This is a genomic window from Qipengyuania oceanensis (assembly GCF_009827535.1).
GTDB classification, from domain to species: Bacteria; Pseudomonadota; Alphaproteobacteria; order Sphingomonadales; family Sphingomonadaceae; genus Qipengyuania_C; species Qipengyuania_C oceanensis.
The window spans coordinates 760,196-780,893 of record NZ_WTYN01000001.1 but is presented as its reverse complement, the minus strand read 5'-3'; the positions used below and the strand labels follow the sequence as shown (position 1 = coordinate 780,893).

Sequence of the window (20,698 nt, the reverse complement as noted above, 5' to 3'; positions counted from 1 at the left end):
GCCTCATATGGGCCTCGCGGTGTGGGCGCGGCAAGGCGAGGAGACGAGAAATGTCCGATTTGATGAAAAGTGTCCCGACGCGCCGCAGCTTTCTGGCCGGGATCGGCGCGGGCGGCGTGGTGCTGTCGCTGGGCGGCTGTGCCGGCGGGTTGGGTGGCTACGGCCTGACGGATGCGATCCAGCGGCTGCTGTTCCTGTCGAGCGACCGGGCCTTTGCCCGGATGTTGAGCGGTGGGGGCTTCTGGGACGACCAGGTCGCCTCGCTGGGCCTCGGCAACTTTCTCGGCACGCGGGGAGACATCCTGTCGCGAATCCTGACGTCCGCGTTGTTCAAGGACCGATTGCAGGACGCGTTTGGCGAAGTCGCCTACCGCGGTGCGGAACGGGCCGCGCCGCTGGTTCGCGACACCGTGCGAGTGATCGGCGTGCAGAACGCGATCGACCTGGTGCGTGGCGGGCCGACCGCTGCGACAAGTTTCCTGCGCCAGGAAATGGGCATGAGCCTGGTCGAGGCGATGGTCCCCGAACTCGGCACCGCGATGCGGGTGGCAAGCGATCCGCTGGTCGGGCAATTGCTCGGCGCGGTGACCGGCACCGAAGTCGGCACGATCGCCACGCGCGTTGCGGGCAATATCGACAACACGATCTGGCGCGAGATCGGCTTCGAGGAGTCCGAGATCAGGCGCAATCCGCGCGCTACCAACGACCCTCTGATCATCGGCGTCTTCGGGGCGGACGCGGCGCTCTAGGCCGCGCTCTAGCCGACCGGCAATTGGTTGGCTAAGGCTCTGGGGGAATCGCATTGCCAGCACCCCCGGAGCCTGAGCCGACCATGAAATTCTTTGCCGACACCGCCGAAATCGCCGACATCAGGGAGCTGGCCGAAACCGGCCTGCTCGACGGGGTGACGACCAATCCTTCGCTGATTGCCAAGTCCGGTCGCGATTTCATGGAAGTGACCAAGGAGATCTGCGCCATCGTCGATGGGCCGGTGAGCGCCGAAGTGGTCGCGCTCGATCACGAGACGATGATGAAGGAAGCTGATGTCCTCAGGCGGCTGGCGGATAATGTCTGCATCAAGGTTCCCCTGACGATCGACGGGCTAAAGACCTGCAAGGCGCTGACCGACGACGGCACGATGGTCAACGTGACGCTGTGCTTTTCCGCCAACCAGGCGCTGCTCGCGGCCAAGGCCGGGGCGACCTTCGTCTCGCCCTTCGTCGGCCGGCACGACGACAACGGCTTCGACGGCATGGAACTGATCGAGGACATCCGCCTGATCTACGACAATTACGATTACGAGACCCAGATCCTCGTCGCGAGCGTGCGGCACGTGACCCATGTGCTGGAAAGCGCGAAGATCGGGGCCGACGTGATGACCGCGCCGCCCAAGGTCATCAAGTCGCTGTTCAACCACGTGCTGACCGACAAGGGTATCGAAGGCTTCCTCAAGGACTGGGAAGCGACCGGCCAGTCGATCCTGCGCTGAACGGACGACCCGCGACTTGGCAGAAGAGACACCCCTCGATCGTTTCAAGCAGGCGCTGACCGGCGCTGCCCGCGCGATCGCGCGCGAGCCCGAGGTCGAAGTCGCCTGGAGCGCCGATTCGCCCAGTTCCGCCGGCAAGAACTTCCGCGTGCCGCTGCCCGGCCGCGACGTGCCGCGCGAACAGGCGCAGGAAGCGCGCGGCTTCGCCGACAGCTTCTCGCTCCGCCTGCGCCATCACGACGAGGCGACCCACGCGGCGGGGATGCCTGCCGAGCCGCTGGCTCGCGCCTGCTACGACGCGATCGAGCAGGTGCGCTACGAGGCCCTGGGCGCGAACAATTTTCCTGGGATGCGCACGAACTTGGGCCATTCGGCCAACATGCGCGCAGCCTCCGACCCGATCGCACGGGCGCAGACGGCCGAGGACGTGCCGGTCGCCACCGCGCTGTCTCTGATGCTGCGCGAACAGCTGACCGGGCAGGAGATACCGCAGGCGGCACGGCGCGGCGTCGACATGGTCCGCGAGTGGATCGAGGAAAAGGCCGGCGGCGACATGGCTTCGCTCGCACTCTCGCTCGACGACCAGCGCGCGTTCCAGAACCTTGCGCTCGACATGCTGCGGCATCTCGACCTGACCCAGCCGCAGGACCAGCAGGATTCTACCGAGAACGACGAGGGCGAGGACGAGGACGGCCAGGACGAGGACGACACCGACGGCGAGGATGAAGGCGCGGAAGGCGATCCGCAGTCTGCCGAAATGGCCGGCGAGCTGGCCGAAGGCGAAGGCGAGGGCGAAACCGACAGCGAGGTAGAAGCCGACGGCGAGATGGAGGAGGGCGAAGCCTCCGACGAGGGCGAGGAAGGCATGATGCCGGTTCGCCCGAACCGCCCGTGGACCGAACTGCCCGAAGGCTTCGACTACAAGACCTACACCACGCAGTTCGACGAGGTGGTCGAGGCGCAGGACCTGTGCGACACCGAGGAACTGAACCGGCTGCGCACCTATCTCGACAGCCAGCTGACCGGCCTGCAGGGCGTGGTCACTCGGCTCGCCAATCGGCTGCAACGGCGGCTGATGGCGCAGCAGAACCGCAGCTGGGATTTCGACCAGGAAGAAGGCGTCCTCGACACCTCGCGGCTGGCGCGGGTGGTCGTCAGCCCGGCCCACGCGCTCAATTACAAGGTCGTGCGCGAGCAGGAGTTCAAGGATACCGTCGTCACGCTGCTGATCGACAATTCGGGCTCGATGCGCGGGCGGCCGATCTCGATCGCCGCGATCAGTGCCGACATCCTCGCCCGCACGCTCGAACGCTGCGGCGTGAAGGTCGAGATCCTCGGCTTCACCACCCGCGCGTGGAAGGGCGGCCAGAGCCGCGAGAAATGGCTCGCCGATGGCAAGCTGCCGCAGCCCGGCCGGCTCAACGACCTGCGGCACATAATCTACAAGCAGGCCGACGAACCGTGGCGCCGCGCGCGCCGCAACCTTGGCCTGATGATGCGCGAAGGCATCCTCAAGGAAAACATCGACGGCGAGGCGCTGCTCTGGGCGCACGACCGGCTGGTCCGCCGGACCGAAGAGCGCCGGATCCTGATGGTGATTTCGGATGGCGCGCCGGTCGACGATTCGACCCTCAGCGTGAATTCCGCGGGCTATCTGGAGAGCCATCTGCGCAAGGTGATCGACTGGATCGAGCGGCAGTCTCCGGTCCAGCTCGCGGCCATCGGTATCGGCCACGATGTCACCCGCTATTACAAGCGATCGGTCACGATCATGGACGTCGAACAACTCGGCGGAACGATTATCGAACAGCTCGCCGACCTGTTCGACATCGACAAGGGGAGAAAGCGTTGAACGTCACCGAAGCAGTCAAGAGTCGCCGATCCGTCCGGGACTTCTCGGATCGGGCGGTCGATCTCGAAACCATCCGCAGGGTGATGGACACCGCGCGCTGGGCGGCCTCCGGGTGCAATTACCAGCCCTGGGAAGCGAGCATCCTGACCGGCCAGCCGCTGGCCGATTTGCAGGCCAGGATGGCTGCCGACGGCCCCCAGGCAGCCGAATACGACTGGACCGCTCCGGGCCAGGAAGATGCCTACAAGCAAAGGTTGAACCGGGTTTCCGCCGGAATGTTCGGCGCGCTCGGGATCGAGCGGGGCGACACCGAAGCGCGCATGAAGGCGATGGCGCGCAACACTACCAGCTTCGGAGCGCCGGTCCTGCTGCTGTGCTATTTCCCCCGCCTGATGAAAGAGGCGCAATGGTCCGACACGGGCATGTGGCTCCAGACCGTGGCGTTGCTGCTGCGCGAGGAAGGGCTGGACAGCTGCTTCCAGGAATTCATGGGCCTCTATCCCAAGACGATCCGCGATTTCCTCGGCCTCGACCACGATCGCTACATGGTCTTCTGCGGCATGGCGATCGGCTACCGGGACCCGGACGCACCGATCAACAATTTCGAACGCGAGCGCGTCCCGCTGGACGAGCAGGTAAAGTTTCTCGGTTGGGATTGACGCTCTGCCGCGTGGCTCGCAAAGCCGCCCGATGACTGATGCCCCGCCCAGTACCGACTTGAAGCTGTTCAATTCGCTGACCCGCGCGCTCGAGACTTTCGAGCCGCTCCATCCGGGCGAGGCGCGCGTCTATACCTGCGGGCCGACGGTCTACAACTACCAGCACATCGGCAATATGCGCGCCTATGTCTTTGCCGACACGCTCGGCCGGACGCTGAGCTGGAAAGGCTACGACCTCACCCACGTCATCAACATCACCGATGTCGGCCATCTGACGAGCGATGCCGATGCGGGCGACGACAAGATGGAAAAGGCCGCCGCGAGCCAGGGCAAGAGCGCGTGGGACATCGCGCGTCATTACCAGGACGTGTTCGAGGCCGATCTCGCGCGGCTCAACATCCGCAAGCCGCAACATCCGAAGGCGACCGATTACGTCGAGGCGATGATCGCATGGGGCAAGGAGATCGAGGAGAAGCACTGCTACCGCCTCGACACTGGGCTCTACTTCGATGTCACCACCGTGCCCGAATACGGGCGGCTGGCGCGCGCGGTCACCGATGCCATGGAAGACGGGGGCGAGGGCCGGATCGATACGGTGGATGGCAAGCGCAATGCCGCCGACTTCGCGATCTGGCGCACGACGCCTGCGGGCGAGAACCGGCAGATGGAATGGGATTCGCCGTGGGGCAGGGGTGCACCCGGCTGGCATATCGAATGTTCGGTGATGAGCGCCGAACTGCTCGGCCACCCGTTCGACATTCACACCGGCGGGATCGACCACCGGGAAATTCACCACCCGAACGAGATCGCCCAGAACCAGGCGCACGGCTGCTCGCCCGACACCGGCGCGCGGATCTGGATGCACAACAATTTCCTCGTCGATCGCAGGGAATCGGGCAGCCTCGGGAAGATGTCGAAATCGACCGGCGAGTTCCTCACGCTGCAGACGCTGGTCGATCGCGGCTACCACCCGCTCGCCTACCGGCTGATGTGCCTGCAGGCGCATTACCGCAGCGAACTGGAGTTTACCTGGGAAGGCCTGACTGCCGCGCTGACCCGCCTCAAACGGATGGTGATGGGGCTGCGCCAGGTCCAGGACGCGCACTTCGCAGCCCATGGCAATCCGGTCGTTCCTCCTCCGCCGACGCGGATAGATGCGCTGCGAGGCACGATCGACGATGCGAAACTGGTGCCGCTGCTCGAAAAATTCGAAGCCGCGCTGTGCGACGATCTCAACACCTCGGTCGCCCTGACCGCGCTCGAAGAAGTCATCGCCACAAAGAAAGTGCCGATCGATCAGAAGGCAGACCTTGCGCTCGCCATGTTGTGGCCGCTCGGCATTGCGATCGTTCCGCGTGAGGAATTGCGTATTCGCCCCGCGGGCGTGGAAATCACCGAGGCGGAGATCGAGGCCGCGCTGATCCGCCGCAAGGAGGCGCGCATGGCGAAGGACTTCGCGACATCCGATGCCATCCGCGCCGAACTCGGTGCAAAGGGCGTTGAAGTCATGGACGGCGATCCGCTGGGCTGGGAGTGGAAATTATGAGCGATACGAAAACGGTTGCGGCGCTGTCGGGCATGATCCGGCCGCTGATAGAGCCGCGCCTGCCCGAATGGGTGGAACCGCGCTGGTTCATGACGGCCGAGGAAGCGCAGCAAGTCGCGTCGGAAGCCGAGATCGGCTGGTTCGACATGAACGACAAGCAGGCGATGATCGACACGGCGAAGGCCGCGACGAACCTCAAGTGGATGAACTCCATCTACGCAGGACTCGATTTCATGCCGCTCGACCTGCTCGCCGAACGCGGCGTCACGGTGACCAACGGGGTCGGCATCAACGCGCTCACCATCGCCGAATATACCGTCATGCTGATGCTTGCCCATGCCAAGGGCTATCGCGAGGTCGTGCGCGCGATGGACCGCAAGGAATGGTTGACCGATAGCCCGGGCAAGCGCGAACTGGCGGGCGAGCGGGTGCTGTTGCTCGGCCTCGGAGCGATCGGTTCGCTCGTCAAAACCCGGCTCGAAGCCTTCGACATGAGCGTGATGCCGGTGCGCCGCTCGGGCGAAGGCGATTCGCTGAAGCCGACCGAATGGCGTGGTCGCCTCGGCGATTTCGACTGGATCGTGCTCGCAGTCCCCTCGACGCCGGAAACGGTCGGGATGATCGGCGCGGCTGAACTCGCCGCCATGCGGCCCAATGCCGTGATCGTGAACATCGCGCGCGGCGACGTGATCGACCAGGGCGCTCTCGTCGATGCGCTGAAGGAAGACCGGATCGAAGCGGCGCTGCTCGACGTTACCGACCCGGAACCCTTGCCCGCAGATCACCCGCTGTGGGACCTGCACAACGCGCAGGTCACCATGCATCTGTCGGGACGGGCGCAGACCAAGATGTTCCAGCGCAGCGCCGACCGTTTCCTCGAAAACCTCGAGCGGTATCGCACCGGCGAACCGCTCAGCCCGCAGATGGACCTTGCGCTCGGCTACTGACGGCTAGGCATCCTCTAACAGCAACAGCTCGCAGGTAATCGCCATGCGCGGGGTCGGCAGCAGCCGGTGCTCGACAGAGATGACGTTCGCATCCGCGACCAGCTGGCCCGGGATCGCGAACTCGTGATCGGGCAGGGCGGCGAGCAGTTCCTCGCCCGCTGCCACTGCGTCGTCGCCCATGAACAGCAGCGAGAGCGTATGCCGCGCACCAGCAAAGGTGATGCTGGCCCACGGCTTTTCGTGGTGTTCGATCAACTGTCCCCGATGCTGGGCAAGCGCCAGCACTGCTTCGCGCAGCCGGTCGGCAGCGGTTCTGCGAATGCGCGGTGCGCGCCCGATGTGTGCCTCAACCGACATTTGCGCTCACCCGCTTGTGCTGACCGGCGGCTTCGAAGCCGGCCATGAAAGCGACGATCCGGGCCTCGGTCTGCTGGCGCGGAATGCGCCCCATCCTTAGATCGAGGACGAACCGCGGATCGTGCGCGGCCAGACGCCCGAATTTGGTCGCGGGCATGTCATAGGTACGAAGGAATTTCTCGACGGATCGGATCAGCATTTGGCGCTCCCCAGTTGGACGAATCGAATGTCTGTGCGACGTTGTGTTCCTGATTCGTTCCAGTCCAAATCCTACTTGTCTAGGAAAAATCCTATGGTATAGGAATATTCTCGGGAAACCCGGTATTTATCCGGAGGGTTGAGATAAACTCGCCGTCGGCCATGCCGGGCGAAGGAGAAGGCGCATGACGGCACAGGTTTGGCAGAACGAGCCCGAACGACAGCGATTGCTTGAATTGTCGCAGGAAAATGGCGCGAGCCTGGCCTCGCTATCTGCCATGCTCGGGCGCAATGCGGCCTATCTCCAGCAATTCATTCGCAAGGGCTCGCCGCGCAGGCTGGAGGAACGCGACCGGCGGATGCTGGCGCAGTTCTTCGGCGTGGACGAGCGTGAACTGGGTGCGCCTGAGGGAAATTCCTATGTTCCGGCAGATGCAGCGCCCGAATGGGTCGACGTGGGGCGCCTGCCGCTCGGCGCGTCGGCAGGCCCGGGTGCGCTTGCCGAGCGCGAGGAGGCGTTCGACGCGTTCCGCTTCTCGCGCCGCTGGCTGCGCGAACAGGGGCTGGAGGGCGCGCAGTTGTCGGCGATCACGGTGGAGGGCGATTCGATGGAACCGCTGCTGCGCGACGGGGACGAAATCCTGGTGGATCGCACGCCGCGCCCGTTTCGCGACGGGGTACACGTCGTTCGCATGGGCGACACGCTGATGGTCAAGCGGCTTGCATCGTCGGGGCCGGGCAGGCTTACTTTGCTGAGCCAGAACCTGGCGTACCCTCCGGTCGAGGTCGCGTTCGACGAGATCGCGATCATCGGCAGGGTCGTGTGGAAGGGCGGGCGGGTCTAGCGCGCCGCGGCGATCAAATCGCCGAGAATTCCTCGATGTCCGGGATGCGTCCGCTGACCACCAGTTCGTCGTCTGGGAAGACCAGCGTATCCGGCACGGCGTGGATGAAATCCTCGCCCTTGCGTTTTACGCCGACCACCGTGACCTTGTATTTCCTGCGACATTCGCTGGTCATCAGGGGCAGACCCACGATCGGCTCGGGAGCGCGCAGCCGCGCGATCGCGAATTCGTCGCCGAACGCGATGAAATCGAGAAGTCGCTCGTTGAGCAAGCGAGCGACCCGTTCGCCCATGCGCTGTTCGGGGAATACGACGTGGGCGGCCCCGATCCGCTCGAGGATGCGCGCGTGGTTCTCGTTGACCGCTTTCGCCCAGATGTTCGTCAGTCCCACGTCCGCCAGTGCGAGGACGGCCAGCACGCTCGCCTCGATATCCGTGCCGATGGCGACGACCGCCGCCTCAAAATCGGCGACGCCCAGCTGGCGCAGGACGGCGACATCGGTGCAATCGGCCTCCACCGCCTTGGTGACTTCGCCGGCGAATTCCTCCACCAGCCGCGGGTCGAGATCGGCTGCCAGCACCTCGTGCCCCATCCGCTCCAGCGTCAGGGCGACGGCGCCACCGAAGCGGCCCAGGCCGATTACCAGAACGGGTTTGCGTTTCTCAGCCGACAATCGGATCCTCCTCGGGATAGCGGTAAAGGCGCTTGCGCTCGCCCAGAGCCAGCGCGGTAGCTACCGTGATGGTTCCCACCCTGCCGACGAACATCAGCACGCACAGGACGATAAGCGCGGATGCGGGCAGGTCTGCGGTGATGCCGGTCGACATGCCGACGGTCGAAAAGGCGGAGATGCATTCGAACAGGATGTGGTCGAGTGGCAGGGGGCTGATCGACGCGATATAGGTCGTCGCGAGAAAGATGATCGAGGCGGCCAGGACAGTGACCGTCAGGGCCTGACGCGCGATCGATCCGCCGAAGCGGCGATTGAACAGATTGGCATCGCGGCTACCGGAAACCTCCGATGCGACTAGCACGAACAGGACGACGAATGTCGTGACCTTGATGCCGCCTGCCGTTCCCGCGCTGCCGCCGCCGACGAACATCAAAAAGAAATTCATCATGATCGTCTCGTCGTGGAATGCTCCGACGTCGAGGCTGTTGAACCCGGCAGTGCGCGGCATGACCGAATGAAAGGCGGCGTTGAGCATCTTGGAGCCTGCTGCCATCGGCCCGAGCGTATCGGGGTTGCTCCATTCCATCGCCAGGATCGCGAAGAAACCCAGTGCCAGCAAGGCGGCCGTGCCGACCACGGTGATCTTCGAATGGAGCGAGTAGAGCCGCCAGCGCAGACCGCGCAGCCGCACGTCCTGCATGACCGGAAAGCCCAGCGCTGTGAGGACGACTGCGAACATGATCGGCCCCAGTACCAGCGGATCGTCCTGAAAACCCATCACGCTGTCCGAGAAGCTCGAAAAGCCGGCGTTGTTGAAGGCGCTGACCGAATGGAAGATGCCGTGCCACAGGGCTGACAGCGCAGAGATATCGTAGCTGGTGGCAAAGCGCATCGCGAGGGCCACGGCCACAACACCCTCGACCGTGAGCGTGATCGCGAAGATCAGTCGCAGCGCGGAGGCCGCGTCTCCGGTCTCCAGCCGATTGCGCTCGACCTGAGTCGCCATCCGGTCGCGCAGGCCGAATCCGCGACCGACCATCAGGCCGAACAGCGTCGCTGCCGTCATGATTCCGAAGCCGCCGATCTGGAACAGTGCGAGGATCACCACCTGGCCGAAGGTCGACCAGTAGACCGGCGTGTCAGCGACGATCAGCCCCGTCACGGCGACGGCCGAGGTCGCGGTGAAGAATGCGGTCATGAAGGGTGCACCGTTCGCGTCGCTGGTCGAGACCGGAAGCGAAAGGACCAGTGTGCCGAGCACGATCAGGCCTGCAAACAGCAAGGGAATCAGTCGAATCGGATCGCGCAGCGCGGCCATCAGCTTGCCGCTGGGCTTCGTTCGCGCCTCTGTAAAGCGCGAAACGCGCGCTGCGTGAAGTCGCCTATTCCTCTTCGGCAGCGGCGCCTTCGGCGAAGATCACCTCGTCGACGACCTTGTCGATCAGCAATTGCGGTTCGGGCTTGGCGCGGGCGGTCGCGATGATGTGGTCGACACCCTCGATCGTGATCGCCAGCCCGCTGTCCTCCGTGATCGCGATCAGCCCCTTGGCCTTGAGATACCACATGTGGAAATCGAACTGTTCGTCGCTGCACTCGAGCGCTTCCTGCAACAGCCAGCCGATCACGCCCGGATCGGACGGGTTTTCCCGCCGTCGCTTGTAGAGGTGGAGCAGAATCTTCTCGCGAATCGCCTCGTCGTCGATCGCGGTGCTTTCGTCGATCTCGAGTTCGCGCTCGATATGGACCGTCCGCGGCGGTTGTTCACGATTGAGCGCGTAGACGCGGTTGTATTCTTCCCGCTTCTCCGGATTCCGTAGGACGCGATAGGCTTCGACGACCGAGTTGAACTTGTCCGGGTTGGCCGTTTCGGCGTGGTCCGGGTGATACATCTTGGCGAAGTAATGATAGGCGATCTCGAGAATTCGCGCGTCGCAGTTCGGATCGACCTGCAACACGTCGTAATAATCGATGAAATCCTGGCTGCTTTCCATTTCGGGCCCCTGTTCACGCGCCGACCAGGCGCGTCCCGTTCCTAACCTTGCAGCACCCATCGCGCCTTCTTACGCCGTGCGCGTTACCTGTCTCTTTCGACAAAGGCCCTACTGGTTTCAAGAGCGAAACGCGATCGCGCCCACGCCCTGCTTGCAATCACTCTCGCACCAAGCCATTTCAAAACCATGACCGAAGCATCCAAGCCGATCCCGCCCATGAAGGCAGCGATCATGCCTGTCACTCCCCTGCAGCAGAACTGCTCGCTGATCTGGTGCACGAAGACGATGAAGGGCGCACTGGTCGATCCCGGGGGCGATCTCGACAAGTTGAAGGCTGGCGTAGCACAGGCCGGGGTCACGCTCGAGAAACTGCTCGTGACGCATGGCCATCTCGACCATTGCGGCCAGACCGGCATGCTGGCCGAGGAGCTCGGCCTGCCGATCGAAGGGCCGCACAAGGACGACATCTTCTGGATCGAGAAACTGGACGGCGACGGTGCCCGCTACGGCATGGAAGCGCACAGTTTCGAGCCGACCCGCTGGCTGGAAGACGGCGACACGGTCACCGTGGGCGAGCTGACGCTGGACGTTATCCACTGTCCCGGTCACACGCCCGGGCACGTCGTGTTCTACCACGAGCCGAGCAAGTTCGCGATCGTCGGCGACGTCCTGTTCCAGGGGAGCATCGGGCGGACCGATTTTCCCAAGGGCAATCACCAGGACCTGATCGACGCGATCACGCAAAAGCTCTGGCCGCTGGGCAACGATGTCACCTTCATTCCCGGGCACGGACCGGTCAGCACATTCGGCCGCGAGCGGCAGACCAACGCGTTCGTCAGCGACTACGCCTTGTCATAGGCCGTAGCGATCGGCCGGTTACGAAGCGCCGATCGACTTTTTCGGGTCAGATCAGCGCCAGCCATACCAGGATCGCGTAGACCGACAGACCGAGCAGCGTCAGCATGGTAACGACGGTTCCGATCATGCGCGGCTTGGTCGGACCGTCACCGTCCATTCCGATCCCGTGCAGGATCCGGCCGACGAAATAGACCGCTGCGACGATCGCCAGCCACAGGCCCGTGCGCCCTTCCAGTTCCAGTGCCAGGATCAGGAATAGCACGAATGGCGTGTTCTCGACGAAATTGAGCTGCGCCCGCATGCGCCGGGTGAGCGGACCGCCAGCATCGTCGCCGTGGATGGTCTTGGTCGTGCCGCGCATCTGGCCGACCCGGATCGCCAGCCACAGGTTGATGAGCGCGGCAACCGCGACCGAAATCAGCGTTACAGGTATCGTGAGCATGCGTGTCCCCTCTCGCATCGACCCGTTACGGTGCTACCTTCGTGCCACAAGCCTTGCAAGCGGGCGAAAAACAGGTATAGGGCGCGCCTTCACCGTGAAGAGCCGGGCCATCGGGGCGTGCACTTGTGCGCCGCTGTTGCTTGGCCTAGAGCGGCCCCGATCAACAGATTGAATTTACAGGAACAGGTGCCGCAATGGCTGTACCCAAAAGAAAAGTATCGCCCCACCGCCGCGGCAACCGCCGTTCGCACGATTCGCTCAAGGTCGAAGCTCATCACGAGTGCTCGAACTGCGGCGAACTGAAGCGTCCGCACAATCTGTGCCCGCATTGCGGTTATTACAACGGTCGCGAGATCGTCGCCGTCGGCCTTTAATAGCCGTTAGCCGGAGATTGCCATGACTTTGCCGCGTATCGCTATCGATGCGATGGGCGGCGATGAAGGCGTGCGGGTGATGGTCGAAGGGGCTGCGCTCGCGCGGCGCAGTCACGACCGTTTCAAGTTTCTTCTCGTCGGCGACGAGCCTCGCATCAAGCGTGCGCTCGAAACGCACCCGGGCATGTCCGGTGCGTCCGAAATCCTGCACTGCGAAGATGTCGTTGCGGGCGACGAGAAGCCGACCCAGGCCCTTCGCCGTGCGAAGACCACCTCCATGGGCCTCGCCGTCAACGCGGTGAAGGCGGGCGATGCCGGAGCCGCGGTCAGCGCTGGCAATACCGGCGCGCTGATGGCCATGAGCAAGCTGGCCCTGCGCACGATGCCGGGTATCGACCGGCCCGCGCTCGCCGCACTACTCCCGACGCTCGGCGACGACGATGTCGTCATGCTCGACCTCGGCGCGAATACCGAATGCGATGCGCGCAACCTGATCCAGTTCGCCGTCATGGGCGCTGCCTATTCGCGGATCGTGACCGGGCGGGAGGCGCCGCGCGTCCGCCTGCTCAACATCGGCACCGAAGAGATCAAGGGTACCGACCAGTTGCAGGACGCGGCTGCCGCGCTGCGCAGCGCGACCGGCCTCTCGCTCCAGTTCGACGGCTTCATCGAGGCCGACAAGATCAACCGTGGCGATTGCGATGTCGTCGTGACCGACGGTTTCTCCGGAAATATCGCGCTCAAGGCGATCGAGGGAGCGGCGCGGTTCGTCACCGACCTGCTGCGCAATGCCTTCACCAGCTCGGTCCGGTCCAAGATCGGGTTCCTCGTGTCCCGACCGGCGACCGAATTGCTCAAGCACCATCTCGATCCGAACAACCACAACGGCGCGGTCTTTCTTGGCCTCAACGGTGTTGTCGTGAAAAGTCACGGCAGCGCCAACGCGCAGGGCGTCGCCAATGCGGTGGCGGTGACGGCGCGCCTGCTCGAGAACAGCATCACCGAACGCATCGCTGCCGATCTTGCCGAGGTCGACCGGACGCGCGTTGGCGAAGGCGCAGGGAAATGATCCGCTCGGTGATAACCGGTACCGGCTCGGCTCTGCCGAAACATTGCATGTCGAACGAGGAGCTGGCGGCGAAGGTCGACACCAGCGACGAGTGGATCGTAGAGCGGACCGGAATCACCCAGCGCTATATCGCGGGCGATGGCGAGACGACTTCCAGCCTGGCGGTCGAGGCGTCACGCAAGGCGCTCAAAGCGGCAGGCGTGGATGCGAAGGACATCGGCCTGATCGTGCTGGCGACCGCGACTCCGGACCAGACCTTTCCGGCGACCGCCACGATCGTGCAGCACGAACTGGGCTGCAACGGGGGCGTCGCCTTCGATGTCGCGGCCGTGTGCTCGGGGTTTCTCTACGCGCTCGCCACGGCGGATTCGCTGCTGCGCACCGGGATGGCGACAAAGGCCCTGGTGATCGGCGCGGAAACATTCAGCAAGATCCTCGACTGGGAAGATCGCGGCACCTGCGTCCTCTTCGGCGACGGGGCCGGGGCCGTGGTGCTGGAAGCGCAGGACGTGGCCGAGAACGGACCCGGCATCATCGCTTCCCGCCTCCATGCCGACGGGCAGCACAACGAGTTGCTCTATGTCGACGGGGGGCCATCGACGACCGGCACAGTCGGCAAGCTGCGGATGAAGGGACGCGAGGTGTTCCGCCACGCAGTCGTGAATCTCGCCGAGGTGCTCGGTGAAGTGCTCGACGAAGCAGGTGTCACGGCCGACGAGATCGACTGGGTCGTGCCCCACCAGGCGAACAAGCGGATCCTCGATGCGACCGCGCGCAAGCTCGGCATCGAAGAGAACAAGGTTATCGTCACCGTCGATCGGCACGCCAATACTTCCGCCGCCTCGGTCCCGCTCGCGCTCGATACCGCGGTCGCCGACGGACGGATCAGGAAGGGCGATCTGGTGATGTTCGAGGCCATGGGCGGTGGCTTCACCTGGGGTGCCAGCCTCGCTCGCATGTAACTTCGCCGCGGAAAACCTATATCAAATGTTGCCCTCCCGGTAATATTCCCATACAGCTCAATTACTTCGCACGGGTCGCGATTGGGTAGGGAGAGCCGAAATGCGTTCGGTGGGCACGCTGACTCGCGCAGATCTCGCAGAAGCGATCAATCGCAAGATGGGCCTTTCAAGGGCAGAGTCGCTCGATGCGATCGAGACCATCCTTCGTCATATGTGCGAAGCGATGCGAAATGGCGAGAACGTCAAGATATCCGGTTTCGGCAGTTTCGTGCTGCGCGACAAGAAGGAACGGATCGGCCGCAATCCCAAAACGGGGGTGGAGGTTCCGATCACCCCGCGGCGGGTGATGACCTTCCGCGCCAGCCAGCTCCTCAAGGATAAGGTCGCCAACGGCTAGGGCTATGGAAACGCTGTTTGACGACGGCAAGGACGCAGGTGCCTTGCGCACCATCGGGGAAGTGAGCGAGGCGCTTGGCATCAAGACGCATGTGCTGCGCTACTGGGAACAGCAGTTTCCGATGCTCGAACCGCTCAAACGCAGCGGCGGCCGGCGGTACTACCGTCCGGACGACGTCGCACTGGTCCAGCGGATCGACCGGCTCGTCAACCGCGAGGGCTATACGCTCAAGGGTGCTCGCGCCGCGCTCGCCGCCGCACCGGCTCCTGCCAGTCCCGGCAGCGTCGGTGAGCCCGGTCCCGCCGACGGCCAGAAGATAGAACTCGATCCTGCGATCCTGTCCGGTCTGAAAGCTGTTCGGGCCAGGCTGGCCGAGGCGCTGACCAACTAGGACAGGTCTCCGACCGACATTATTCCGTCACGGCTCAGGAACGCTTGCCAGGCGTCCCTACTCCGCCGCTTCGAGCAGTTCCTCCGCCTGGCCGAGGTCCACGCTGACCAAGCGGCTGATGCCCTTTTCGATCATCGTGACACCGAACAGGCGGTGCATCCGGCTCATCGTCACAGCATTGTGTGTGACGATAAGGTAGCGGGTGTCGGTTTCCTTCACCATGGCGTCCAGCAGGTCGCAGAAGCGATCGATATTGGCATCGTCGAGCGGCGCATCGACCTCGTCGAGCACGCAGATCGGTGCGGGGTTGGTCAGGAACAGTCCGAAGATAAGTGCAATTGCGGTCAGGGCCTGCTCGCCGCCCGAAAGCAGCGTCAGCGACTGGAGGCGTTTGCCCGGCGGCTGCGCGTAGATTTCGAGCCCCGCTTCCAGCGGATCGTCGGAATCGATCAACGCCAGGTGCGCCTGCCCGCCCTCGAACAGGCGGGTGAAAAGACGCTGGAAATGCTGGTCGACCTGCTCGAAAGCCTCGCGCAAGCGCTCGCGTCCCTCGCGGTTCAGATTGCCGATCGATCCGCGCAGGCGGCTGACCGCCTCGGCCAGTTCAGCCTGTTCGGCAGCGCTCGCGCCGTGTTCCTGCTCGATCCGCTCGAGCTCGTCGGAGGCGACGAGATTGACGGGGCCGAGCCGTTCTCGACTGGCCGTCAGCCGGTCCATTTCCTCGGATTCCTGGGCCGAGGCCTTCACCGCATCCGGATCGAAGTCGAAACCGGTCGCCAGCATCGGGGGCGGGCACTGGAAACGTTCGCCCGAGATGCGCGCCATTTCGCTGCGGCGATTCTCCTCGCTTTCCGCGCGGGCCGAGAGGCTGCCGCGCGCTTCGCGCGCTGTCGCGAGCGCTTCGTTGGCCTGGGCCAGCGCGGTGTCTGCGCTCTGTGCCGCCGCCTGCGCTTCGGCAACCGCGGCTTCTGCCCTGGCCAGCTCCTCGCCGAGTCGGGCGCGGGTCGCGTCGCCCTGCTCGATTTCGCGGATCAGCCCGGCAGGCTTGGCGGCAAAGATCGCGCGCTCCTGCTCGATCTCCTCCAGGCGGGTCGCCATGTCCGAGAGCCGGGTCGCCGCTTCGCCCGAGCGCGCTTCCCAACTCGATTTCTCGGCCCGCTGGGCGGCGCTGCGTTCTCGCGAGACGGCAAGCGCCTGGTCGTGTGCGGCAAGGTCCGCGGCAGCGGCCTGGACGGCGCTGCGCGAAGCCTCGTTCCGGGCCTGAGCGGCTTCGAGTGCGGCACGCCCGCTCGCCGGATCGGGTAGTTCCTTGCGGCGGTTCTCGGCGGAGGAAAGTTCGGCACGCACGCTGTCGAGCTGTTCGGCAACCTCGCGCTCGTTCCGGGCCAGTTCCTCCAGCCGGCCGGCGATGCGTTCGCGGGCGGCTTCGGCCTGGTCGAGCGCGCGGAGGGCAGCTCGTTCCTCGTTGGCGGCATCGGCCAGTGCCCGGTCTGCAGCGACGAGGTCTCGCTGAACTTGCCCGAGAGCTTCCTGGGCCTGCGACTGGCGGGCTTGTGCCGCCTCGCTTGCTGCACGCAGGGCAGGGAGCCTGCCTTCGAGATCGGCGAGGCGGTTTTCCGCTTCGAGCCGTGCGGCTTCCGCAGCGCCTTCACCGCGTGCGACGAAACCGTCCCAGCGGCGCAGCGCGCCGTCGCGGGTCACCAGCCATTCTCCGGGCGGCAGCTCGCGGCCATCGTCCGCCTCGGCCACGTGGACTAGGCTGAGGCGTGCACGCAACTCGTCGGGGCAGGTCTTCACGTGATCGGCGAGGCTGTCGGCGACCTTCGCCGGGGCCGCTCGCCCCGTCCAGTAACGTCCGTCCGCACCGCCCTGCGGCTGGCCGACCAGTGCCTTGCCGTCGCGTCCGAGGACCGCGGCGAGCGCGCGCTCGTACCCGGGTTCCGCACCGAGCCGGTCGAGCGCTTGCGGCATCCCGCTCTTGCCCGAAGCCTGCTTCTCGCGCGCCGCCTTGTCGCGGGCGAGCGCCTGGTATTCGCGCTCTATACCGGCCAGTTCCGCGCGAGCCGACGCCAGCGCGCTGCCTGCCTCGTCGCGTTCGACCTGCAGCTCCTGCTTCCTAGCCTGCAGCGCTTCGAGTTCGCCGCGCTTCGCCTTCAGCAGCTCGGCTGCAGCGTCCGCCGCCTCTTTCGCGGTATCGACTGCCTTTTCCGGGTCGTCCCCCTCGGTCAGAGTCTCGCGCTGCGCCGCAAAACGCTGCTGGTCGTCCTCCAGCCGCGCGAGCCGGTTCTGCGCCTGCGTCACTTCGCTTTCGGCGACGCGCCATTCGGCCTCCACGCCGGCATGGTCGGCAGTGGCCTTGGCGAGCGCGAGCTCCGCTGCCCGGCCGGCGCGCTCGGCCGCTTCGAGGGCACGGGCGAGTTCGGGGCGTCGCGCCTCGTCGGCTTCCAGGGTAGAGGCGCCCGCCCGGATCGCCTTCTCCAGTTCGGCCAGCCGCCTTGCCGCTTCCTGCGTCAGCCGGTCGGCTTCGCCGCGATCCTCGGTCAGCCGCTGCGTCTGCCGGTCGAGATCGGCGACGCGCTGCTCGGCCGCCTCGAGCTGGCTGGTGAGCGAAGCCATCCGGTGGCCATGCGCGCTTGCATCGTCGCGACGGTCGGCCAATTCGTCGCGCGCTTCGGCAAGCCGGGCCGCTGCACCGTGCTGCACCTTCTGCGCCTCGTCGGCTGCCGCCTTGGCGTCAGCGACTGCGCGGTCGGCAGCTTCGGCATCGGTGCGCGCTTTTTCCGCCGCTGCGGCAGCGTCGCGCCAGCGAGCATAGAGCAGCCGCGCTTCGGCAATGCGGATCTGTTCGGACAGTGTCTTATAGCGTTCGGCCTGCCTGGCCTGCCGCTTGAGCGAGGCCATCTGCGTGTCGAGGCCCGACATGATGTCCTCGAGCCGCTCGAGATTCTTCTCGGTGCTCCTGAGCTTGCTCTCGGCATCACGCCTGCGAACGTGGAGGCCGGCGATACCGGCCGCTTCCTCGAGCATCTGCCGGCGTTCCGTCGGCTTGGCCGCGATCACCTGCGCGATCTTTCCCTGGCTGACGAGGGCGGGGGAGTGCGCCCCGGTCGCCGCGTCGGCAAAGGCGAGCGCGACGTCCTTGGCGCGCACGTCCTTGCCGTTGACGCGGTAGGCGCTGCCCGCGCCGCGCTCGATCCGGCGGGTCACTTCCATGTCCTCGCCGCTGTCGTCGGTCGCGTGCAATACGACTTCGGCAAAGTCGCGCGGCGGACGCTGGGCGGTGCCGGCGAAAATCACGTCCTCCATCCCGCCCGAGCGCATGGACTTGGGCGAATTCTCGCCCATGACCCAGCGGATCGCTTCGAGAAGGTTGGACTTGCCGCACCCATTGGGGCCGACGACTCCGGTCAGGCCGGGCTCAATACGCAGTTCGGCAGGCTCGACGAAGCTCTTGAAACCGCTGAGCTTGAGCCGCCTGATCTGCATCGCTGCGCTAGCCCCCCGACGCCATCATTACCGGGCTCCGGCCCGTTGCAACGCTGCCTCGACCGATTCCCACGACGTTTCGGTCAGCTGGGTGCCATTGAGCAGAAAAGTCGGCGTACCGGCGATCTTGTCGTCGTTGGCGTAGCTCTGGGAGAAATCGGCCAGTCGCTTCATCTCGCCGAAATCGGCGAGGCAGGTCGCGGCCTGGTCCCGGCTGATGCCGCGCGCCGCGAAGAAATCGTAGACGCCCGCCACTTCCGCGAAAGCCACGAAACGCTTGTCTTCCGGCAGGAGAAGCGCCCGTTCGAGGCTTGCCTGGTCGGCATAGGCGCGCTGCTGGATAGCGGGCAGGTTGGCCCAGATCTGGTCAGCCAGCGGAACCGCGCTTTCCTTCGGGCCACATCCGATCAGCCGGGTCAGCACGAGGTCGAGCGGGCCGTGGATGAGGAAGCTGCGGAATTCGAAGCTCACCCGGCCGGAATCGACGTATTCGTTCATCAGCGGCTCGGAAGCCTGCTGCGAGAAACCGGCGCAACCCGGGCAGGTCAGCGAGCCGTATTCGACCAGCTTGATCGGAGCATCGGGGTTGCCGACGAGATAGCCGCCGCGATCCGTCGTCGCGACGGTTTCGCTCCAGCTGGTGCCGGCGGGCGCGGCGACGTTCTCGACCGGTGCGCTTTCGGCAACGGTGGCGTCGTCGGCGGTATCGCCACACGCTGCGAGGCCGAGAGCCAGCGGGAGAGTGATAGCTGCGGCTACGGATTTGCTGAAACGGACCATGCTCGGGACATTCCTCCTGGATTTACGGATGAAGCTAGCCCAGCAGAGCGGGCGACTGAAGGCGAGAGCCAATTTTTTGAACAGAATTGCCCGGACGGTGCAATCAGGGCGTCTCGGTCACCGTGCCGACACCCAGCGCCGTGTCGAGCAGCGGCTGGAGCGGCTGCCATGCATGGACGTCCACCAGCAGCTCGCCATTGAGGGCAAAGCTGGGGGTGCCGGTGACGCCGTTCTCGATAGCCGCCTGTGTTTGCGCGACGAAGACACCGATCGCTGCCTCGTCGGCGAGGCACTGGTCGAGCTCGGTCCGCTGATAGCCTTGCGCTTCCATGATGGCGTACAATCCGAGGTCGCCGGCAATCGCGCGCATGCGGTCGGACATCGGCCCGGTGCCCCAGCGCTGCGTCTGAGAAGGCATCGCCTTCTGCGCCTTGCCCAGCCATTCGGGCTGGTTGAACATCAGCGCGTGATGGTTCGCCGGGAAACGCCAGGAATCCCCGCACCGGGCGAGGAGCGAGGCGGCCACGTCGACCGGGTTGCGCAGGAAAGTCTGGTATTCGACCCTTAGCTTGCCCGAAGGAATGTAGGCGAGCTTGAGCGCCGCATCACCGTCGGTGGCGAAATGCGCGCAATGCGGACAGGTGTAGCTGACGTATTCGGTCAGGGTCAGCTCGGCTTCCGGATTGCCCACGAAATGCGCACCGCCCAGTTCGACGACCGTGGCGCTGCCCTGTCCGCTGGTGTTGCCGTTGCTGAGCTGCGCCTGCGCAGGCACCGCGAAGGCCAGCGCCAGTGCGGAAGTCGCCGCCGCCAGAACCTTGCCCGTAAATCGTGTCATGTCTCGTTTTTCCCACCCAGGCTCCGTGCCAGCGATTCGAGCACGGTGCGCAATTCCGGATCGCCGATGTCGCGCAAGCTGTCACCCAGTTCCATCGGGATCGGCTTGAGCGAGGGCGGCGCACTCGCGCGCTGTTCAGCATAGAGGGGCTTAACCTCACCTTGCCGCAGCTTGACCCGTGCTACCGCCTTGTAGCCGAAGAACCGGTTCACCCGCTCCATGATCTCGGGGATGACGTGCTGGATCAGCGGCGCGTGTGCAGGCTTGACCACCAGTTGCAGGATCCCGTCGGCCTTTTCGCCCGGGGGGAAGCGGATCGCCTCAGGCACGCAGACCTTGGCATGCGTTTCACCGACGATTTCCGGCCAGCGTGTGACGACCGAGGACTGGACGAAGCCGAACCGGCGGAAAGCCGTTCGCCCGATCTGCGGCATCAGGTCGGCGATCGGCTTGGCCGAACCGCCACGCGGGCGGTGGTATTCGCGGGGCTTGCTCCGCTTGCCCTTCGACTTCCGATCGTCCCGTTCCATTGCGCTGCAGCCCA

The 20,698-nt window shown here is 65.1% G+C and carries 23 protein-coding genes; 13 read left to right on the top strand and 10 right to left on the bottom strand.

The features are described 5' to 3' along the window. The first annotated feature begins 50 nt into the window (after positions 1-50). From GRI48_RS03885 to GRI48_RS03860, 6 genes are all read left to right on the top strand, one after another. The gene (locus tag GRI48_RS03885; RefSeq protein ID WP_160671684.1) at positions 51-749 is read left to right on the top strand and encodes a DUF4197 domain-containing protein; all 699 of its coding nucleotides are present in this window, start codon (positions 51-53) and stop codon (positions 747-749) included. 83 nt (positions 750-832) lie between these two features. Continuing rightward, entirely contained in the window at positions 833-1,489 is a 657-nt protein-coding gene (gene fsa / locus GRI48_RS03880; protein WP_160671680.1) for a fructose-6-phosphate aldolase, read from the top strand. 16 nt (positions 1,490-1,505) lie between these two features. Continuing rightward, the gene (gene cobT / locus GRI48_RS03875) at positions 1,506-3,341 is read left to right on the top strand and encodes a cobaltochelatase subunit CobT (RefSeq protein WP_160671677.1); all 1,836 of its coding nucleotides are present in this window, start codon (positions 1,506-1,508) and stop codon (positions 3,339-3,341) included. Then, positions 3,338-4,000 carry a nitroreductase gene (locus GRI48_RS03870; RefSeq protein ID WP_160671674.1) on the top strand — a complete coding sequence of 221 codons (663 nt, stop codon included), beginning with the start codon at positions 3,338-3,340 and terminating at the stop codon, positions 3,998-4,000. Before cobT ends, GRI48_RS03870 begins: the two co-directional genes overlap by 4 nt. 31 nt (positions 4,001-4,031) lie before the next feature. Beyond that, complete coding sequence (cysS, locus tag GRI48_RS03865; protein WP_160671671.1) at positions 4,032-5,546, top strand: cysteine--tRNA ligase; 1,515 nt, start codon at positions 4,032-4,034, stop codon at positions 5,544-5,546. Continuing rightward, positions 5,543-6,493 (top strand): D-2-hydroxyacid dehydrogenase, encoded by a 951-nt coding sequence (locus tag GRI48_RS03860; RefSeq protein ID WP_160671668.1) that lies wholly within the window; start codon positions 5,543-5,545, stop codon positions 6,491-6,493. Before cysS ends, GRI48_RS03860 begins: the two co-directional genes overlap by 4 nt. A gap of 3 nt (positions 6,494-6,496) precedes the next feature. Here GRI48_RS03860 and GRI48_RS03855 read toward each other — a convergent pair whose 3' ends face one another. Continuing rightward, the gene (locus tag GRI48_RS03855; RefSeq protein ID WP_160671665.1) at positions 6,497-6,850 is read right to left on the bottom strand and encodes a hypothetical protein; all 354 of its coding nucleotides are present in this window, start codon (positions 6,848-6,850) and stop codon (positions 6,497-6,499) included. Continuing rightward, positions 6,840-7,049 (bottom strand): hypothetical protein, encoded by a 210-nt coding sequence (locus GRI48_RS03850; protein ID WP_160671662.1) that lies wholly within the window; start codon positions 7,047-7,049, stop codon positions 6,840-6,842. Before GRI48_RS03850 ends, GRI48_RS03855 begins: the two co-directional genes overlap by 11 nt. A gap of 184 nt (positions 7,050-7,233) precedes the next feature. Here GRI48_RS03850 and GRI48_RS03845 point away from each other — a divergent pair, with 184 nt between their 5' ends. Then, a complete protein-coding gene (locus tag GRI48_RS03845) occupies positions 7,234-7,893 on the top strand; it encodes a S24 family peptidase (RefSeq protein WP_160671659.1) in 660 nt (219 codons plus the stop codon). A gap of 13 nt (positions 7,894-7,906) precedes the next feature. Here GRI48_RS03845 and GRI48_RS03840 read toward each other — a convergent pair whose 3' ends face one another. The 3 genes from GRI48_RS03840 to GRI48_RS03830 form a co-directional block, all read right to left on the bottom strand. Further along, the gene (locus GRI48_RS03840) at positions 7,907-8,566 is read right to left on the bottom strand and encodes a potassium channel family protein (protein ID WP_237451718.1); all 660 of its coding nucleotides are present in this window, start codon (positions 8,564-8,566) and stop codon (positions 7,907-7,909) included. Continuing rightward, positions 8,556-9,884: a TrkH family potassium uptake protein gene (locus GRI48_RS03835; RefSeq protein ID WP_160671656.1), complete on the bottom strand. Its 1,329-nt coding sequence runs from the start codon at positions 9,882-9,884 to the stop codon at positions 8,556-8,558. Before GRI48_RS03835 ends, GRI48_RS03840 begins: the two co-directional genes overlap by 11 nt. A gap of 64 nt (positions 9,885-9,948) precedes the next feature. Then, positions 9,949-10,557 carry a J domain-containing protein gene (locus GRI48_RS03830; RefSeq protein WP_160671653.1) on the bottom strand — a complete coding sequence of 203 codons (609 nt, stop codon included), beginning with the start codon at positions 10,555-10,557 and terminating at the stop codon, positions 9,949-9,951. A 216-nt stretch (positions 10,558-10,773) separates the two neighbouring features. Here GRI48_RS03830 and GRI48_RS03825 point away from each other — a divergent pair, with 216 nt between their 5' ends. Then, positions 10,774-11,415, top strand: coding sequence for an MBL fold metallo-hydrolase (locus GRI48_RS03825; RefSeq protein ID WP_160675344.1), 642 nt, complete (start codon positions 10,774-10,776; stop codon positions 11,413-11,415). 46 nt (positions 11,416-11,461) lie between these two features. On the opposite strand, the gene GRI48_RS03820 is transcribed toward GRI48_RS03825, so the two are convergent. Continuing rightward, positions 11,462-11,857, bottom strand: a complete 396-nt coding sequence (locus tag GRI48_RS03820) for an MAPEG family protein (protein ID WP_160671650.1) — start codon at positions 11,855-11,857, stop codon at positions 11,462-11,464. 194 nt (positions 11,858-12,051) lie between these two features. Between GRI48_RS03820 and rpmF the strand changes: the two genes are divergently transcribed. From rpmF to GRI48_RS03795, 5 genes are all read left to right on the top strand, one after another. Further along, complete coding sequence (gene rpmF, locus GRI48_RS03815; RefSeq protein WP_160671647.1) at positions 12,052-12,231, top strand: 50S ribosomal protein L32; 180 nt, start codon at positions 12,052-12,054, stop codon at positions 12,229-12,231. A 22-nt stretch (positions 12,232-12,253) separates the two neighbouring features. After that, positions 12,254-13,300, top strand: coding sequence for a phosphate acyltransferase PlsX (gene plsX / locus GRI48_RS03810; RefSeq protein ID WP_160671644.1), 1,047 nt, complete (start codon positions 12,254-12,256; stop codon positions 13,298-13,300). Continuing rightward, positions 13,297-14,262: a beta-ketoacyl-ACP synthase III gene (locus GRI48_RS03805; RefSeq protein ID WP_160671641.1), complete on the top strand. Its 966-nt coding sequence runs from the start codon at positions 13,297-13,299 to the stop codon at positions 14,260-14,262. Before plsX ends, GRI48_RS03805 begins: the two co-directional genes overlap by 4 nt. Before the next feature lie 100 nt (positions 14,263-14,362). Further along, on the top strand, positions 14,363-14,659 hold the full coding sequence (locus GRI48_RS03800; protein WP_160671638.1) for an integration host factor subunit alpha: 297 nt from the start codon (positions 14,363-14,365) through the stop codon (positions 14,657-14,659). A gap of 4 nt (positions 14,660-14,663) precedes the next feature. Further along, positions 14,664-15,050 carry a MerR family transcriptional regulator gene (locus GRI48_RS03795; protein WP_160671636.1) on the top strand — a complete coding sequence of 129 codons (387 nt, stop codon included), beginning with the start codon at positions 14,664-14,666 and terminating at the stop codon, positions 15,048-15,050. A gap of 57 nt (positions 15,051-15,107) precedes the next feature. Here the strand turns inward: GRI48_RS03795 and smc are convergent, their stop codons facing one another. From smc to GRI48_RS03775, 4 genes are all read right to left on the bottom strand, one after another. After that, positions 15,108-18,536: a chromosome segregation protein SMC gene (gene smc / locus GRI48_RS03790; RefSeq protein ID WP_160671633.1), complete on the bottom strand. Its 3,429-nt coding sequence runs from the start codon at positions 18,534-18,536 to the stop codon at positions 15,108-15,110. Between the two features lie 27 nt (positions 18,537-18,563). Next, entirely contained in the window at positions 18,564-19,316 is a 753-nt protein-coding gene (locus tag GRI48_RS03785; RefSeq protein ID WP_160671630.1) for a thioredoxin domain-containing protein, read from the bottom strand. Between the two features lie 103 nt (positions 19,317-19,419). After that, the gene (locus tag GRI48_RS03780) at positions 19,420-20,154 is read right to left on the bottom strand and encodes a DsbA family protein (RefSeq protein ID WP_160671627.1); all 735 of its coding nucleotides are present in this window, start codon (positions 20,152-20,154) and stop codon (positions 19,420-19,422) included. Then, positions 20,151-20,684, bottom strand: a complete 534-nt coding sequence (locus tag GRI48_RS03775; RefSeq protein WP_160671624.1) for a DUF721 domain-containing protein — start codon at positions 20,682-20,684, stop codon at positions 20,151-20,153. Before GRI48_RS03775 ends, GRI48_RS03780 begins: the two co-directional genes overlap by 4 nt. Between the last annotated feature and the right edge of the window lie 14 nt (positions 20,685-20,698).